Here is a 19,741-nt window from a genome sequence, read left to right on the forward strand (position 1 = left end):
AACATATTAATTTCACATAAATTTCATAAGAAAAACTGCGTTAATATATAAAATTAATAATAGATTATGCCGATATGGAAATCGTAGTGGTATATCTACGTCTATTTTTTGTATAAAAAATAACAGAAAAAGAGGGTTGGCACATGAATAATAGCATGAATATTTTAAGAAGATTAATGGCTTTCTTGCTAGCATTGTTGCTTGTAACAACAATGGTTGGAGACGACTTTTACACCAGGGCTGAAGGTGAAGTCATAGAAAGCACTGAAGAATCCGGAGGCGAGGAAAGCGCAGCGGCACCTGAGGAGAGTGCTGGAGGCGAGTATACTGCACCAGAGGGAGAAGCTTCTGTAGATGAAGCCGCACAAGTGGATGAGGCTGGAACAGGAGAAATTACGGGAGAACCTGGCATAGATGGTGAAATCGCAGGCCAGGATAATACAGGTATTGATAATCCTGTAATAGTAGACGAAAACGGAAATATTATTACTCCAGAAAATGGAAATGAAGCCTCAAATGAAGATGGGGCTAATAATGATGCCAACAACCCTAATCCTATAGATACACCAAGTGACGAGACAAATAACTCGACTACAGAAAACAATGGCTCTTCAAATGACCAGATAACAGAAGAGGAAACCGAAACTCCTAAGGTTGAGGAAGAGAAAGAATCCGAAAAAGAAGAACTTGAGGAAAAGGAAGACTCTGAAAAAGAAGAGTTAGAAGAAAAGGAAGAGAAGGATAAAGAGTGTAAACACGAGTGGAGCTATATTAGCAATGGCGATGGCACTCATGAGAAGATTTGCGCTCTCTGTGGTGAATCAGTGACTGAAGACTGCTCTATGGAAGATGGAGCATGTATTCACTGTGGATACACTGAAGAAAAAGAAGACGAATACGAATATGAGTACGAATACACACCAAATGGTGATGGAACTCATATTAAGAGAACTATAAAGCGCAATAAGAAAACAGGCGAAGAAGAAATCTCTGACGAAACAGAGGAATGCGAGTTTGATGCTGACGGCGTATGTATCCATTGCGGATTCAAGATGGAAGACATGGGATACAAGCTTGTCTATACAAAAATTTCAAAGACAATCGATGGCGTAGTAATTACTGTAAAGGGTGAAATGCCAGAGAATGCAACTGTAGAGATCCAGCCAATCAGCCTTGATTACGCTGAGCAGATTCTGGACAATGCTGGAAAAGAAAACAACGAAGTATTTAGAGCTTACGATATTACAATTTACGATGCTGATGGAAACAAGTATCAACCACAGACTGATGGTGGTGCTGTTGAAATCACAGTAAGTGGTATTGGTGAGTTAAATGATGTGGATGATAGTGCAGTAGAGGTACACCGTGTAGAGGAAGGCAATGGAGTTACAAAGCTTGACTCTAGTGTAAGTGGTTCTGATGTAACATTTGAGTCAGAGCATTTCTCATACATTATTATTTCTGCAGAGGAGACTTTGCCAGAGGATTCATTTACTGTTCAAGGAGGATCGAAACTAGCAACAAGTGCTCAGGCTACAAAATATACAAGAGTAACAAGTGCATACATATATATAGAGCTAGAAGAGGAGGAGGATGCTCCAACACTTACAGCGACCTTCTATGATAGTAATAGTTCCACAAACGATAAACCAGGAGCCGGAAATGCCATAGCAACAGCAACATGCGCAGGAATTACTGCCTCTAATCCTGGTTGGTATAAGGCAGAGTTTAATTTCACATATACAGCAGGTACCGATTCTTACGTAAATCCAGGTGATTATTATTCAATAGTAATTTCTGGTTTTGCAGGAAGAAATTATGAAGTAAAGATGGGACTAAGCTCGCATAACACTTATACCATGACTGGTAACAATGCTTTGTTACAGCCTGGTGTACTTGGAACTATAGGACTTACTCTTGAAGAAATAGATGCTCCTGATGATGTAACAGGAATTACAATCACATCTCAGAACAAGACATTAGATGGAGACAAGATTTACTATTCAGTTGGTGAGACAGATAAGTTAATTGCCACACTGACACCTAATTATGCAAGATCAATTAAGTGGACAATAGATTCAGGAAGTTGTATTAGCCTAGGCTCAGATGGAAGCATTACAGCTAACTCTGCAGGTACGGCAGTAGTTCAGGCAAAATACAGTGACACTGTGTTTGCAAAGGTAACAATTACAGTATTTGCTATTTCACTTTCTGATACAACATCAGGTTCATACACAACTAATTATTCAGTTGAGTATAATGCTCAGCCACAGAAGCCTCATGTAAAGCTTTCTGATGGAACAACAAACTATGGCGAGGACCAGCTTGGAAGCATTAGCTACTCAAGCAACAAGGATGCTGGTACAGCAACAGTAAATATTCCATATACAAGCTCTGGTGGAGTGACTTACACATTTACAAAAGACTTTACTATTACTCCAAAGCTTTTGACATGGGATGCTAATTTTGTAAGCGCTAATTTTGTAATTGATACATCAAAGAACACTGTATCATCAGTTACTGGAGCAACAAGCGGACTTACAGATGTTCCACTTACACTAGGTACTGATTACACAGTAGCACTTTCTGATAAGACTACTGGTACAGCAGGAATAAGCTATAAAGTTACTATTACAGGTAAGGGTAACTACAAGACAGAAGATGGCTCTAACTATGGAACTTATGTTGTAGACACAAGTGCAGATGATATCTCAAAGTACCTTGAAGTACATTGGGTAAATGATGAAGAGCCTTCATTTGAATATACAGGAAAGGCAATCACAACTCCTACAGACGATTGGGCAAATTACTTTATATTCTACGAAGCAGGCACAAAGAAAGTAGCAAGCTGGGTTGCACCAAAGACATCAACAAGCGGTAATACAACTGCTACATATACAGATAATGAAAATGTAGGTGATGCTACAATTAGCTTTGCTGTAGATGGTTACAAGGGTACACTTACACTTAACTTTAATATTTACGAACTATCAATCAGCAATAACAGTAGTGTAGTAGCTACACTTGCTAAGTCAGAGTACACACGTACAGGCGAAGAAATAAGACCTGCAGAAGATCTTACTGTTACATTTAAGGTAGATGAGTCTACTACAAAGACACTTGTAAAGGATACAGACTATGAGCTTACTTATTCTAATAACACAGCAGCAGGCATAGCTACCATTACAATAAAGGGTATTGGAAACTTTACAGGTCAGCAGACAAAATCATTTACAATTACACCTAACTTTACAGATGATGCTGTAATCTGGGTAAATCAGAATGGTAATTATAAGGCATCTAGCAGTACAGGATGGAAGTCTGGATATTCGAGAGTTTATACTGGAAGCGTGATTCAACCAACTGCTCACTTATATTTGGGCGGTACTCGATTGACACAGACTCAAGTAAATAGTACAGCAGATGGTTACTATGTAGAGTGGGCTGATAGCGTTACCGCTGATAAGCACAAGGCATCTGAGCTTACAACTAATGCAGGCACAAAGTATCTTGTCTGTGTTGGTACTGGTAAATATAATGGATTCTGCGCTGCAGCAGAGTATACAGTTTCAAAGGTAAATATTGGAACAAATACAGATATTAGCTTTAATTTAAATACTACATCCTTTACTTATACAGCAGATCCTGTAGAGCTTAAGAGAACAGACTATACATTATCATTTAATGGAACAGACCTTGTAGAAGGCGCTGATAAGGACTTTACAATTGTTTACAATAACAATCACACTGATGTAACTAATTCAGCAAGCTTTACAATTAAGGCCTCTGAGAACAATTACACAGGTTCATTAAGTGGTACTTTTGCAATTACACCAGCAACAATTAAGGACAGCAATATTACCCTTGAATACACAAGCATTGCTTATACTGGTGCAGAGAATAAGCCAGGTGTTACATTGACACTTGATAATGGGAACTTTGTAAGTGATAGCAATTACACACTTTCATACGCTGATAATATTGCAGCAGGAACAGCTACTGTTACAGTAACTGGTGTTAACAACCTTACTGGTGCAGTGCCAAAGACATTTACAATCACATCTAGAAGTGCGGCTAATTTAACAATAAAGCTCAATGGATATCAGGTAACTGACAGCGAGTTTAGCCCAGCAAGTGGTTCAAGTGATTTATATAAGTACTGCTCAAGCTATAAGCCAAAATATACAGGCAAGAAGCTCAGACCTAGCGTAGAGGTATTTGATGGAGCAACACAGCTTAGCTATGATGACTTCACATATACATACGTTAATAACGAAAACGTTGTTGAATATAATTCATCTAACGTATCTACATTAAAGTCAAGCTATGTAAAGATTAGTGGCCAAGGTAACTACTATGGAACAGGAGATATCTATGTCTTCTTCGAAATCCAGCCTAGAGACCTAAGCGCAAGCACAATAGATATAACAGTTGCTGCACCTGATTGGTCAGCAAGCCACACTGGCACATATAGTCCAGTGATTACAATCGTTGATAATGGCTCAGATTTGATATCAAGTAAGCGTGGTAAGGCTCTTGATCCAGCAACAGCTTACACTGTAACAGCAGATAGCACAGCAACAAAGGCGGGCTCAGGCTATACAGCTACTATTACAGGTAAGGGCAACTATACTGGAACAGTAGAAGAGACCTACGGTGTTGGTCATGATATTTCAAATCCTACAACAGTTGTACTTAAGAATCCTTATGATGCAACAGAGAATTATTCACTTTCAGAGGGATACTATCAGGTTGATTATATAGGCTCTGATAAGACTCCTTACGAAGTGCTTACAGTAGATGGTGCTACTTTGAGCTCATCAGAGACTAGTCCTTCTAATTATCAGTATCTGGTAGAAAGTAGAACTTCTGATGCTGGATATGACCTTTATAATTCACATGGTGATCAGAACATTATCACTGTAGTACTTAAGGGTAATGAGGATAAGGGTTACTACGGTACATACACATACAAGTATAGAATCAAGAGAATTGATTTATCAGTAAACGGAAGCACTCCAAGCAATTCTCATGTTTCAATTACTTGTGAAAATAATCCTGCTACTAGAAAGTTCACAGGCGAAGAGATTAATGTGGCACATACTACTGCTGGAGATGGTGAACTTACTATTACATACAAGGTGGGTTCTTTCTCTGAAGAACTTAAGTATGGTGCAGATAAAGACTATACAATGACTCCAGAAACCATCGGACCAGCAAAGGGGGTTACATCTGTCTCTGTTGCCGCAACAGCAGAAAGCAATTACAAGAATGGATTCAATTACACCTATACAATTGGTGATGGTGAATTAAAGAAAATTGATATTGCAGAAGGTGGTCAGGTTTACAAAGACGACAGTGGCGTATACTGGGTATACTACACAGGCTCTGCAATCAATATTGATTCAAATTTAACTGTATACAATTCTGGCGATAAGCCACTTACACAGGGCAGAGATTATACATTAAGCTATGACACAACAGGTCTTGTAAATGGAATTGGAACAATTACGATCACAGCAACTGGCGCTGGTAATTATGCAACTACATCAACAGCAACGGCTACATTTGAGGTACGTGCAATTGATGTAGGTGGAGATGACTTCAAGATAATAGTAGGTTCTCCTTACTATGAATTTACAGGAAGTCAGATTAAGCCAGCAGATATTACTGTATACTACGGAACAACTCTTCTTAGAGAAGATACAGACTATACATTAAGTTATGGTACAAATACAGTTCCTGGCAAGAACCTTAGCGAAAACTATGTACAAGTAACAGGTAAAGGCAAGTATCAAGGAACGAAAAAGGCAAATATTAATATTTACCTGATGCTTAGAAATATGAGCATTTCCCAGGAGGGAGGCAAGCTTGTTGCTAAGAATGGCCTTGTAAAGGTTGAGCTTGATAACACAACATTTACAGCAGGCGCGACACCTACAGCTTATGTTTACTATTCAACTGGAACTGATACATGGTCATCAGCTATTGAGTCTTCATACACAGTAGGCTCTGCTACAGAGTACAACTACACTGTTACAGGAAGCCAGCGACCAGGTAAGGGCTCGGTAACAGTTACAGGCCAGAGCAGTGGCGCCAAGAATTTCGTCAGTGGAAACATTACATTTGACAATGTTCCATTTAAGACACCTATAAGCAGCGCCGTTGCAAATGCAAGACTGCTCCAGAGTGACTTTGCATACACAGGTGGCGATGTAAATGTTGATGCATACATTGCACTTGCATACGGTGAGAAGGATGTGGACTACACAGTTACATATCCAACAGATATCAAGTCAGTAGGTGCTAAGACAATTACACTTACAGCAAAGCCTGATTCTGCATATTATACTGATTCAGTTCAGCTTACATACAATATTAAATACGATTTGAATGATGCAGAGATTTCTCTTTCTGGAACAGGAATTACTTACGGTGCAGATGGAGTATATCGTGCAGCATACACAGGCGCTGATATTTCATTTAGCGTGACTGCTGTATGTGGAGGAAAGACAGTTCCTTCTGCTTCACTTGCAATCGACCCTAGCTCAAAGACAGTAAAGAATGTTGGAACTCATACTATTACAATTTCCAAGGGCGAAACAGCAACAGATGTAATGGGAGATCCTCAGACAATAGAGCTTGAGGTAAGTGGTATTGATATCACAGATTACTATAAGGCCTTTAAGCAGAGCGATGGCTCATATGCTGAATCATATACTGCAGAATTTACAGGCAGTGATATTAAGCCTAATGTCTTAATTAAGCCTGAAGCAGATAGTGCTACAACACTTGTTAGAAATGTAGACTACACACTTGATTATCATAACTGTATAAATGCTACTCAGACAGAGCGTAGTACATACGTAACAGTTACAGGTATGGGTGCATATTCTGGTACATTTAATATGTACTATACAATTACACCTGTTGATTTATCTAAGTGTACTATAAGCGTAGAGCAGGCAGTATACGCAGGTCCTGGTGTTCCAGTAAAGCCAGCTGTAAGAATTACTTATGGTACTCTTACACTTAAGCGCGGTACAGACTATCAGATTAATGATGAGACGGCATACAAGAACAATGACATCGGTGCGACTGATTATCTTGAGGCTGAGGCCACCAGGATAGGTCAGCTATTTACTGCTTATCCATCAGTAACGATTGCAGAGGGTACAAATGGAAATTATACAATTGCTGGTAAAACATTAAATGTAGACTTTAGGATTAAAAAGCTAGATTTACGTAGCACAACAGTAACTATTGGAAAGACAAGTGCCGAATACACAGGAGATCCTGTGCCACTTGACAGCAGCATGTTAAGTCTTGAGGTAAATGGTACAATACTCGAATACAATAGCGACTATGAATTGACTATCCTTAATTCAAATAATGTTCCTGTATCTGAGATAGTAGATAAGGGAGATTATACAATCACAATTACTGGTATCAGAAGTTGTGACCAGTCAATAACAAAGAGATTTACTGTTACAGACAGATCAATTCCTGCAAACTATTTAAATGGCACAGGAAAAATCTCTATTGCAGTAGGTGATGTATCTACAATTGGCGGTACACCAACAGTTGTTATTAAGGATGCAGGTGTGGCTGGAGCATCAGCAGAGAATCCAGTTACATTGAACGATGGTTCAGATCCTACAAAGCCAACAGACTATACAATTACTGTAGTTGGAAATGATAAATCCGGTGAAGGTGGATGGGATACTTCAAAGACTCAGGATTCTTACGGAAACTATGATGTAAAAGAAGGCTCACCTTATGTGATTATCACAGGTACAGGCAACTATAGCGGCGAGCAATTTAAGGTACCATTTAGTGTTGGTAAGTCACTTTCTGATCTTGCAGCAGAAGGCAAGTTCTCTTACCACAAGGATGGCACATACATTCAGGAGTTTACATATGACGGAGTAAGTCATTTACCTAAGCTTACAGAAGTATATGTTGTAGAGGATGATGGAAGTCACACAATTCTTACAGAAGGTACAGACTTTGAAATCCAGGTAGTAAACGAGTCTGGAGATGTTGATACAGTAAACGCAGGCGTTAAGACTGTAAACATCATCGGTAAGGGAAGATATTACGGCACAGTAACTGACTCTTACAAGATTAATACAAGAATCCTTGAAGGTGAGGTTACATGGAAGAATAGCTATACTCGCGATACAAGTGGAGTAAATATTGATAAGGTTACTCTTAAATTAGAGGGACCTGACCTTACTACACTTACAGCAGCTAAGTCATCTGAGATATTTGGCGATGCTTCATTCGCAGGCTACTATTATCAGGAATATGATGGAAAGCCAATTACACCTACTATCACAATTACTGATGGCGGTCTTGCAAGCGGCTCTACAGCACAGGTGCTTAGAGAAAATGTTGATTACACAGTAAGATACGACGACAACAATAAGTACTATGACCCAACAGTTCCTGATGCTAAGATGGCATGCGTAACAGTTACATTCCCAACAGATTCAGGTAACTATGCAGGTTCAACAACAACTATTAAGGCATACTTCATAATAGGCCAGAGCTCTATTGGAGATGGTAAGTTCAAGGTACAGTTTGAGCGTGAAGATGAGCTTCAGCTATTAGATTATGCATTTGACTACACAGGTACATATATAACTCCAGCAGTTGTAGTATCTAACACATCTGATGCTAAGCTTAAGGAAGGCACAGATTACAAAGTTTACTATACAACTGAGTTGTTGGAAGACACTTCAACTGAAAGCTTGATTGAGGCTAACAAGAAGCAGCCAAGAGATCCAGGCAAGGGATATGTATATGTAGAAGGTATAGGAAGCTACAAGGGAGTCCTTTACAGAGAGTACAAGATTATGGCTAACATGGATCAGTGTACATTTGTAGGCTACAAGCCTGACGGTGTAACAATTGATACATCTGTTGAAGGCATTCCAGATCAGTTCCTTACAGGTCAGGAGATTGACCCAATATTTGCGGTAATTCTCTACAGATCAGATGGAACATACATGACTCTTACAAAGAATACTGATTATACAGTAGTTGTATCTTCTGATGACAACTATACAACAACAGGTAAGGTTACAATTACAGCTAAGAATCCTTACTTCAGAGGAGAAAAGGTAGGTAACTTCAATATCGCTCTTGATAAGAGCCTTATAAAGATTATCAACTTCAATGAGGAGTACATGTACACAGGCCGAGCTATTAAGCCTGACTTTGAGACAAATTATCCTAATATTTTAGTAGATGATAGTCTCACAGAATACTTCAGAAGAACTTACAATCCAAATGGTTCATACACTGACGTACCAGTTACTTCAGATGATGACCTTAAGAATGTAGGTACTATAGCAGCTACAGTTCACTGGTTCGTAGAAAGTGATCCTACTCAGACAGGTGAGCAGACAGTAGAGTACAAGATTATAGAGCGTCCAATCGACGATTGTAAGGTAGTACTTGCTAAGACTCAGAGATACACAGGTAAGGCCCAGACTCCAAGCTTTACAATATTCCTTAAGGTTGAGGATATTGATGGCAAGGCTAGAGTTTATACTCTCAAGGATTCTGACTACACTGTTACATACGGTGGAGAGATAAGCGGCACAGGTACAATTACAATTAAGGGTACTGGCAACTTCTCAGGAACAAGACTTGATAACTTTGAAATAGCTCTTTGGCCAATAGTTAACTTACATGTTACAGCATATACTCAGGATAGCATTTCAGTAGCATGGGCAAGAGATATGTATTCAGAGGGAACAGAGCTTGATATTGAGAACCTTGGAACAGGCGCAACTCAGACAGTCAGAGTAGAAGGCAAGGCAACAAGCTACACATTCAAGAACCTTACAGGTAGCACAAAGTACAGAATTTCAGCACGTGCTTATGTGGGAACTGGAATATTTAGCTCTAAGGATGTAAGCATCGAACAGGCAACTGAGATTTCAACAGCAGCATTTAGAGTTGCAAGTAACTCAGCTGGTTCAATGACAATTACATGTACAAATTCTGCAAGCGTAACCATGTACTACATCTACCGTGATGACAACACAACATCTAAGGCAGACGATACACTTATAGCAGTAATTCCTAAGTCATCTGGTGCAGAAACAAGCTACACCAATTCTGGCTTAACAAGTGGAAAGACCTACTATTACTACGTACAAGGCTACTACCTTGACAGCAACAAAGACCTAGAGCTTGTATCAGAATCTGATTACGTAAGCGCAAAGGCAAAATAAACAAAATTGAGGCAGCCCCATCTTCGGATGGGGCTGTTTTTTTGCCTTAATAAAAATAAGAAAAGTATTGTAAGAACAAGCGTTTTTCTATACAATTTAAGTATCTATTGATATTAGGATAGGGAAGGTATGTCTGAAAGAAAAAAGTTCATCATAGGCGGATTCGAATTTGAGACCTACTATGAGTACCGAGGAGCCCAGGAGGACGTTAGAAAAATAGAGTGCATCAACCAGGAACTTGATATTCAAGACCCTGAGGTGGCATTGCGCCTTTATAATGATATAAGAGACGGTATTATTACTTTTAACAGTCCAATTGGACAGCAGTACGCAGAGCATGTAGCAGATATAGTTGCCAAGAAATCAGCAGGCCTTCTTGATGATAGAGAGATTATCGAGGAAGCAGCTGGTAGAGCCAAGAGTACAAAGGCATTGGGGTATGTTTTTGTGGGACTTGCGGTAGTGCTTATTGGTGTGTTTGCAAGTGTGGAAATCAAGGAAATAATTCACACTAGAAAGTTGGCAAAGCTTGACGACCAGGTACAGAGTGCCGCAAATGCCACAGGAAACACTAATAATTCACAAAATAATGTTAATAATAGTAATGTAATTGACGATATACATTCTGTAGAGAACCAAAATGGGGGTGAATCAGGAAATACTGCACCTGCAAATGAAATTGATGATGATTTTATCCATAGTCAGTGGGATGCAAATTATGCAGCAGGAGAGAGACCGATCCTTCCTGAAATGAATGAATTATACTCTCAAAATAATGATTTTGTAGGAGTTCTTACAGTAGTAGATACAGATATCAACTATCCGGTTATGCAGACACCTAGCGATCCAGAGTACTATTTGAGACGTGATTTTTATGGTGAGAGCAGCACAGCAGGGACTCTATTTGTGGATTATAGGTGTGACATAGTTAATCCTACCACTAATACAATTATCTACGGACATAACATGCGTTCAGGTACCATGTTTGGTGGCCTCAAGAGATATCTTGATTATGATTATTATCAGGCGCATAAGACTATAATATTTAAAACTCTATACGAGGAGCAGACTTATCAGGTAGTAGGCGTGGGACTTTCCGAAGTAGGTTACGAGGACGATGACACCTACAAGTACTATGATTTTATAGATGCCCTGACAGGTGAGGAGCTTCAAGAGTTTATAGATAATATCCAAAGTTTATCGGTATTTGACGAGACTATTGATATTACTAGCGATGACAAATTATTAACTCTAAGCACATGCAATACATACACCGAAAACGGCAGAATGTTTGTTGTGGCTAAGAGAATAAAATAAATACAATAAACTATAATCTTTAAACATTTGGATTTAGGGATGGGAATGCTATGGCTAAGATGAAAAAGGGATTTTTGAAAAAACTAGGATGTATTCTTATTAGCGCATCTATTATTCTGACGGGCTTTACTTTCTTTGGCTCGACAACTTCAGAAGCAGAAGGTACCTGGGAAGGCAGTACCTATGTAGTTACAGATGGACATATCGAGCTAGGAGAGCTGATGGGATATGAAGACACCCTCACAGGAGTTACCTGCGATGGCAATCTTACTATCGATGACAGTGCTCTTTCAGGATTCAATTCACTTTCAACTATAAAAGTAAATGGAAATCTTAATCTAGGTCATAGTGCATTAAAGGGCGACGAAGCATTAAGCAGCGTTTCATGTGAGAGCATGTCAGGTGCAGATGCAACTACATTCCTTGGCTGTACTAATATTGCATTTAGTATTTCTGGCGGTGATTATTACATACACAACAAGGGACTTTATACAGGCACAAAGCTTATATATGTTCCAAGTAAGGCTGTTTCAGACAACAAATACATTATAAAAGAAGGCACAACAGTTATCGGTGATTATGCACTTGATGATACATCAATTACTAATCTTTCATTCCAGAATAACAGTGCTTCTAGCATCCAGACTATTGGAACACATGAAAAATGGCCTACAGATGGAACACACATTAATATAACAGGTGCAGGACCTACAAGTCCTATAGTTGAGTATTTCTCACACAATTATCCAAACGTAATCTTAGACGGTGCTTCAACAACATACACAATCACAGTAAACGCTGTATGCGATGGCACTACATTTGATACATATACAACATTTAAGACAGAGGGCATCGAGCTCACTGTTAATGCAAAATCTTATGATGGCTACACAATTAGCGGAGATTCTTCTAAGGTAATAACAGCAGATGCTGACGACACAATTAGCTTTACTTACACCAAGGATTCTCCAGGACCTACACCACCAGGTCCAGAGCCACCAGGACCTACTCCTACAACCAAGTACAATGTAACTGTTGTAGAGCAGGCGGCAGATGGCACAGTATTTAAGAACGAGACAAATCAATATGAGGCAGGTGCTACAATAAGCGCAACACCTCATGATGGCTATACAGCACAGGCTCCTACAACTTATACAGTAGTGGTAGCTGACAATCAGTCAGTTACATTTACCTACACTAAAAATGGTAGCGGTGGTGGCACCGGTGGAGGTGGTTCCGGCGGTGGCTCATCTAGCGAGAGCAGCACACCTGCTCCTGTTGTGAAACCAGGTACTGTATCAGCTGAGGCACAGACAACAAACAAGTATCACATAACAGAGGGTGCTAACCAGACAGTAGTAGCTGGCTCAGGCCCAGTACGTATCGTATGTGATGGTCCAGTTGACAAATTTGCATATCTATTAATAGATGGCAATGAAGTAGACAAGGCAAACTACACAATGGAGTCTGGTTCTACAATCATTACTCTTACAAAAGAGTACGTAGCTAACCTTGCAAATGGTGATCATGCTGTGCAGTTCCAGTACACAGATGGTTATGCATTTACAACACTTAAGATTACAGGCGGTACAGCAGCTACAACAACTGCTGGCAAGACAACAACCACCGTTACATACAAGGTAAGTTCAGATGGCTCAATTTCTTCAGGACACACACAGGACAGTACTCCTAAGACAGCCGACGGATTTGATAACAGATATCTTCTTTGCCTTGCAATCTTCTTACTTGGAGCAGGCGCAATTCTTTTCAGCCGCCAGAAGAAGTTAGAAGCAATACTTGAAAGCCAGAGAGATGAGTATTAAACAGGTGGAAAAATGATTATTGAAACTATTATTTATGTGGCATTAATAATTGGATTATTTATGGTATGTGATAATAGCTTATCAAGGAGGTACTATGTCCCATTTAAGGTGGTATGTAGTGCCTCCTTTTTGGCTATTCTATTCATTAACCATTACTTTTCAGAGAAGCTGACAATGATGATGTGGGCTCTTTTTGCATGCTTTGTAGGTGATATTCTAATGGGTCTCTACAACACCTACACCCGAAAGGAGTTTATGATACTTGGCATTATATCCTTTATGATAGGTCACGTTGGTCTATTAAACTATATGTGCCGAATTACAGACAGAACTAGTGCCCTAATCTACATTCTGCCTTGTATATCATGTGTCTTACTGGCATGGCTGAGAAGCCACTTTAGGCTCCATATGGGAAGTTTATTCGTGCCATGCCTAATCTACTGCTACTTCATCACTACCATGACGCTAAAGGCCCTAGAATGCGGTTTACAGGGCATGTTATGGCTTGCCATTGCCGGAATCCTCTTTTGGATTAGCGACTTCACAATCATATTCCTATATTTCTATCACTACAGAAGCAAATCAATCAAGCGCATAGTCCACTTCATAAATCTAGCCACATACTATGCAGCCATCTTACTATTTATATTTAGCTTATAACCCATTTATTCACAGCGCCAAGTAGGCTAAAAGCCCTGCCCAGGCCCGCCACCGGGGTGTGGAAACAATTTTGCGAATATTATAGTTTTTCAATATGCAAAGAGTGAACATCTAGCATGCGTCTTTTTAAGGGGTTAAAATGCAGCCAAGGAAAGCTGCATTTTAATCCTCCTTCGGAGGACAGCACATTTAAATAAATGTGCTGCTAGTACAGAAATGATTAAGCTTGATGCTTAATCATTTCTTATACATTGTTTTCAAAAATGTAGGCTACCCGTGCGGACACATAATTAATTTTAATGGCAGTTGTATAAAATGATTCTTAAGAGGGTGTTATGGGCTCATGATACATTCACTAAGAAAAATTAAAAAGCAGGTTTTGTATATATATGCACCGTGGCACATTCGACATCGTGTCTCAGCGTGACCACTGCTGCCGCCATCCTAGCGGCAGCTGCAAATATATTACAAAACCTGCTTTATATTTTTCTAAGTTCATTCCAAAATCGCCCATAACACCCTCAGAACCATTTTTAAACTGCCATCTACGCGTACGGTGTGTCCGCACAGTAGCTACTTTTTTGAAAACTGTGGAGGCTTGAAAAAGACACATGCCTATAAGAGATGTGAACTTTGCATATATGAAAAACATAATATTCATGCAAGGTTTCCACACCCCGGTGGCGGGCCCAGGCAGGGCGGGGCAGGGTAATAAAAAGCATAAGGGCGCTGTGAAAGAAGAGTTATAGCAAATAAAAAACTCCCAGGGGATGCCTGGGAGTATGTGGCTTAGTTGTCGGCGCTTTCTTCCTCTTCGTCTTCTTCGGTGACGATGTCTTCCTCTGCGTAGCTTGGGTCTACAACCACGTATTTGTTGGATTCTCTAAATACGGTGTCGGAGCTACCCATCTGGCATACGGTGATTATGTCGCCGTTTTTAACATCTGAGGCCTTGATTGAAAGAACCTGGCCTGATTCGTATTTGGTAGGTACCTGTTCGCCGTTGACAAATACCTTGGACCATTTAGTAAATTGCTCACCGTAAATGTGGTATCTGCCATTGAAGAAGTAGGCCTTATCAATTGTGACATCAAGTACACCCATTTCGATTTCGGTCGGCTTATATGAGGTACCGTATTTGTAGGTGTAGCGGTTACCATACATGATGTCGTATTGGAGTAAACGCAAATCATTCATGTAGTCGCCTGTGCCGTATTTCTTGCCCTCGGCCATAACACGCTGGTGATATGCGTTGATGTTGCCGTTGTGAATACCAAGTCTGTTAAGGTACTCAGAAATAAGCTGGTATGTAGTGAGGTCCTTGTCCTCTTTTGGCATACCGAAGTTGTTCCATGTGAAGTATTTTGTCTGATAGAGGTCTCCTGTAGCGACTTCATCCTCTGTAAGTCCCATAGTAGGGAGGTGATCTCCGAACATGATAACAAGTGTGTCCTCGCCTCTGGAATCAAGAGCATCAATGTACTGCTTAAGGAAATCATCTACGTTGTAAATACGGTTTACGTAGTATTCCCAAGCGTAATTCTCGCCCTCTGTTTTGCCGTTGGCCTTAACTTTGATAGCTGGATCAGTCTCTACTGGGTAAGTAGGGTAAGAACCGTGACCTTCTACTGTGATTGTGTAAACAAAATCGCTACCATCAGTTGAATCCATGGCATCCATTGTGCCTCCGATGAGAATGTCATCAGTTGGCCAGTTGCCAAGTGGAGTGTATTCTGTAATATCAAGCATTTCCTTAGAAGAGAATGTATCAAATCCCATCATAGAAAATGCGTTAGCTCTAGAGTAGAAGTTACCACCATTGTTGTGGACAATGTGTGTGGCATAGCCATCATCGTGAAGTACGTCGGCATAGCTTTCTACGTCAGTTTCCTTAAGGATAGTCTTCTGTGGGTACTCACCTGGGCCAAAGAAGTTGCAGCTAAGGCCTGTGAGAATCTCAAACTCAGAGTTACATGTACCAGCACCAACAACAGGAACAATACAGTGACCTGTCGAGTAGTTGTCCTCGAGATAGTGAACGAAAGGAATTGGATCTTCGCTTGTCTCAAGGAATTCACACTCAGACACATCATAGAATGACTCGAGGAGCATAACAACGATATTAGGCTTATTGTCACCAGTGTCGATTTCTGTGACTGTAAGATTGCCATCTGACTGACCATCCTCGCCAGCAATATCGTATGTTGTAGTCTGGATTGAATCCACGTAAGCTTGGTCAGCTTCGATGATGGATTTAATCTTTGAGTCTGAATAACCAAATGGTCTGTTCATACCTCTATCAAGTACCGAGGTAGAAAAACCATACAAATAACCGTAATCAAGATAACCCTGTGAAAGGTTGCCAAAGTATGAAGTCATAACACCAGAGCTTCTAAGGAAGATGGTAGTAGGATAAAGAGATATGAAAAGTGCAATTACAAGCACAAGTCTCTGCCAGAAAGGCTTCACATCTTTTTTCTTTGGACCAAACTTTGCGTAAATAACTAATATAATAATGTAGATGATAAGCGCAATAATGGAAATGATTGCTTGTGTTGCTGAAAAGTAATTGCTATCTTGCATAGTCAGCAAATCGCTTATCATATAAAGGTCGGTGTAACCAAAAGGCGATACACGGTTTAGTAGGATAATACAGTTAATAATACCGAGTATTATAAATATCATACTGATAAATAGTCGCCACCAGCCCCTGCGTCTACTGAGGAATACAATGCTAAGTGCAACGAATATACAGTAGGAATTAAATAGGAAAGGACCGGTGTGATCTATTACGAAACCACAGGCCTGAACCAATGAGTGCCTTGATAGCCACTCCATAATAAATACAAGTAACATAGAAAGTGGAATGTGCATCCAAAATGCATAGTCAGTCCACAGTTTTATCCAACCTTTATGAAATTTTGAATCGAAGTACCATTTGGCTGCCTTTGAATTAGCAAGGGCAACAAACGGCTTTTTTATTATCTGACGTCCTTGTTTAAAAAAGGCGCCGATTTTGCCAAAAATCTTTTTCATGAGCCCTCCGATTATGTTAAACTTATCTTTGAAACATAATCCAACGGATTATAACACTTTATTATTTATTAGGCAAGAAAGCGAGATTCGTTTTAAATGAAGCTTCAATTTCACAAGAAGGGTATACCTACAAATATTCTCAAGAGAATGGCAGTGCTATTTGTGGTATTTATCATTTCTGTAGTTTTTTTTGAAATAATAACAAATATATCAGAAAGCGTTAAAGTTAGTAAGCAATCAGATGCAACGCTTCCTATAGTATCTATCAACTTTTTAGGCGATGCATCAACAGAGCTACATGGCTATGTTAATGAGATGGACCCTGCTTATATGAGAGATGCCATTATTCCTCTTGATAGCGAGAGAAATGTTAACATATCTATCCAGTGCAAGGATTTTGACGTGGATTCGTTAGAGTACGCTATTTTATCTCTTGACACTCAGAGAAATATTTCAAAAAACAAGCTAAATTTCAATAAAAAAGGTGACATAATTACAGCTAGCTTTCAGGCTGAGAACCTTATTGAGAAAAATGAAGAGTACCTTCTTGTTTTAACAATTAAAAATGACGAACGTGAAGTATACTATTACACCAGAATTATGCAGCCTGAGGGATGCAATGAAGAAGATATATTGGATTTTGCCCAGTATTTCCACAAAACAGCACTTTCCGATGATGCTGGCGACCTGGCTACATATATAGAGCCTGATCCATATACAACTAGTGAGGATTTAAGCCATGTAACCATTAATTCATCTTTGTCGCAGGTTGCATATGGTACCTTTGATGGCAAACAGGTGGGAGATGTAAGGGTATCGCTTACGGATATCAGTACCAATTACATAACGTTGACATTTAACTACTTGCTCACTAGAAAAAATGATGATAAAAGCGAGTATTATACCTGTTCAGAAGATTTCAGAATTAGATATACAGCGGACAGAATATATTTACTTGCCTATGACAGAACTATGGAGCAGTTGTTAGATGAGGATTCTGTTGTTATCAAGAATAATCTTTTGAATATAGGTATTACAGATCCAAATGTACAATATCTCTCTAATGAGACAGGTACAATCGTATCATTTGTACAAAATGGTAGTTTGTATGAGTACAATCAGACTGACCGTAAGATGAAGGAGATATTTACTTTTGTAGATAACCCAACAGATTCTAGACTTACATATGACCAGCATCAGGTACTTCTTTTAAATATAGATGAATCAGGAACAATGGATTATGTGGTTTATGGATACATGAATTCAGGAAACCACGAGGGTCAGTGTGGAATCAATCTATTCCATTATGATGCTATAAACGATGTCTCTACGGAGCAGGTATTTATCACTACTTCAAGCTCATATCAGATACTGAACGCTAATTTCTCAGAGCTACTGTACGAGACTGCAGATAATGATTTTTACATCATGGTAAATGGTACATTGCTTTACATGTCCCTTAATGAGCTTACAACCAAAGAGCTTATGACTGGTCTTGACGATGCTCAGTATGCCGTATCTGGCTCAAGAAGATATTTAGCATGGATGGATGAAGCCACAGTGGCTGAAGTAATCCACATTATGGATTTGGAGACTGGCTCAAGTTTTGATATAAAAGCTAATGAAGGTGAGGTTCTTAAGCCTCTTGCATTTATAGAAGATGACTTTATTTATGGAGCAGTTAAAAAGAATGACATTATGGTGGATGGTGCAGGATCTACTATCTATCCAATGTACAAGCTAACTATCTCCGGTATCTCTACAGGCAAAGCATATGAGCAAAAGACTTATCAAAAGAGTGGTTACTATATTAATAATATAGATTTACAGTCATATACAATTTATCTGGACCGAATCAAGATAGATGCTGATGGAACAATTCTTCCCGTAGAGGAAGACACTATTAAAAATAGTGTAGGTGAGCAAAACAAGGCAGTTCCAATTAACACAGCCATGGATGATGTAAAACAGCAGGTTGTGATATTTAGTATGACTCCATTGGAGGAAGATGAAAAACTTGGAAAAGTAGATTACGAAATGACTGGTCTTGTGCTTGCTGATGAAAGCAGAACTGTTTCTGTAGCATCGGCAACTAGCTCAACACAGTACTTTGTATATGTAGGAAGTAAGGTATCACTGGCCACAGATGATTTGATATCTGCTATAGCAGAGGCAGATGCTAATATGGGTATCGTACTTGATAACGAGCCTAAATATGTATGGAAACGTGGCCGCAAGTCATACCAGAACACAATTACAGGTATAGCAGTTGGTTCTAGTGATTCCGAGGCTAGTGGAATGGCAAGAGCACTTTCGGCGATGCTGGTTCATGAAGGCGAAAATGTCCAGGTTCATAACCTCATAGAATCAGGAGAGACTCCTATTTCAATACTTTCAAGGACATTGAAGGGATATGACATACTAGACCTTACAGGAGCATCATTAACCCAGGTTCTCTACTATGTAAACCTAGGAAATCCGGTATATGCTTACACCGGTGATGACACAGCAGTCTTAATTGTTGGATATGATGCAGCTAACATTATTTACTTTGATCCTATGACCAATACAAACTCAAAGATGGGATTAAGTGATGCACAAGAATATTTTGAAACATACGGAAATGTATTCGTAAGTTACATAAATTAATAAGAT

General features: G+C 39.4%; 7 protein-coding genes. 6 read left to right on the forward strand and 1 reads right to left on the reverse strand.

Annotated features, from left to right (window positions below):
* Positions 1-143: 143 nt before the first annotated feature.
* From F0Q01_RS09570 to F0Q01_RS09590, 5 genes are all read left to right on the forward strand, one after another.
* The gene (locus F0Q01_RS09570; RefSeq protein WP_090488446.1) at positions 144-10,250 is read left to right on the forward strand and encodes a fibronectin type III domain-containing protein; all 10,107 of its coding nucleotides are present in this window, start codon (positions 144-146) and stop codon (positions 10,248-10,250) included.
* Between the two features lie 129 nt (positions 10,251-10,379).
* Positions 10,380-11,567, forward strand: coding sequence for a class B sortase (locus F0Q01_RS09575; protein ID WP_090488448.1), 1,188 nt, complete (start codon positions 10,380-10,382; stop codon positions 11,565-11,567).
* A gap of 50 nt (positions 11,568-11,617) precedes the next feature.
* Complete coding sequence (locus F0Q01_RS09580) at positions 11,618-13,390, forward strand: hypothetical protein (RefSeq protein WP_090488450.1); 1,773 nt, start codon at positions 11,618-11,620, stop codon at positions 13,388-13,390.
* Between the two features lie 12 nt (positions 13,391-13,402).
* On the forward strand, positions 13,403-14,050 hold the full coding sequence (locus F0Q01_RS09585; protein WP_090488452.1) for a lysoplasmalogenase family protein: 648 nt from the start codon (positions 13,403-13,405) through the stop codon (positions 14,048-14,050).
* A gap of 611 nt (positions 14,051-14,661) precedes the next feature.
* Complete coding sequence (locus tag F0Q01_RS09590) at positions 14,662-14,799, forward strand: hypothetical protein (protein WP_163927217.1); 138 nt, start codon at positions 14,662-14,664, stop codon at positions 14,797-14,799.
* 40 nt (positions 14,800-14,839) lie between these two features.
* Here the strand turns inward: F0Q01_RS09590 and F0Q01_RS09595 are convergent, their stop codons facing one another.
* Complete coding sequence (locus F0Q01_RS09595) at positions 14,840-17,086, reverse strand: LTA synthase family protein (RefSeq protein ID WP_090488456.1); 2,247 nt, start codon at positions 17,084-17,086, stop codon at positions 14,840-14,842.
* A gap of 96 nt (positions 17,087-17,182) precedes the next feature.
* On the opposite strand from F0Q01_RS09595, the gene F0Q01_RS09600 reads away from it, so the two are divergent.
* On the forward strand, positions 17,183-19,735 hold the full coding sequence (locus F0Q01_RS09600) for a hypothetical protein (RefSeq protein ID WP_090488458.1): 2,553 nt from the start codon (positions 17,183-17,185) through the stop codon (positions 19,733-19,735).
* The last annotated feature ends 6 nt before the right edge of the window (positions 19,736-19,741 follow it).

This window comes from Pseudobutyrivibrio xylanivorans (assembly GCF_010906925.1).
Taxonomy (GTDB): domain Bacteria; phylum Bacillota; class Clostridia; order Lachnospirales; family Lachnospiraceae; genus Pseudobutyrivibrio.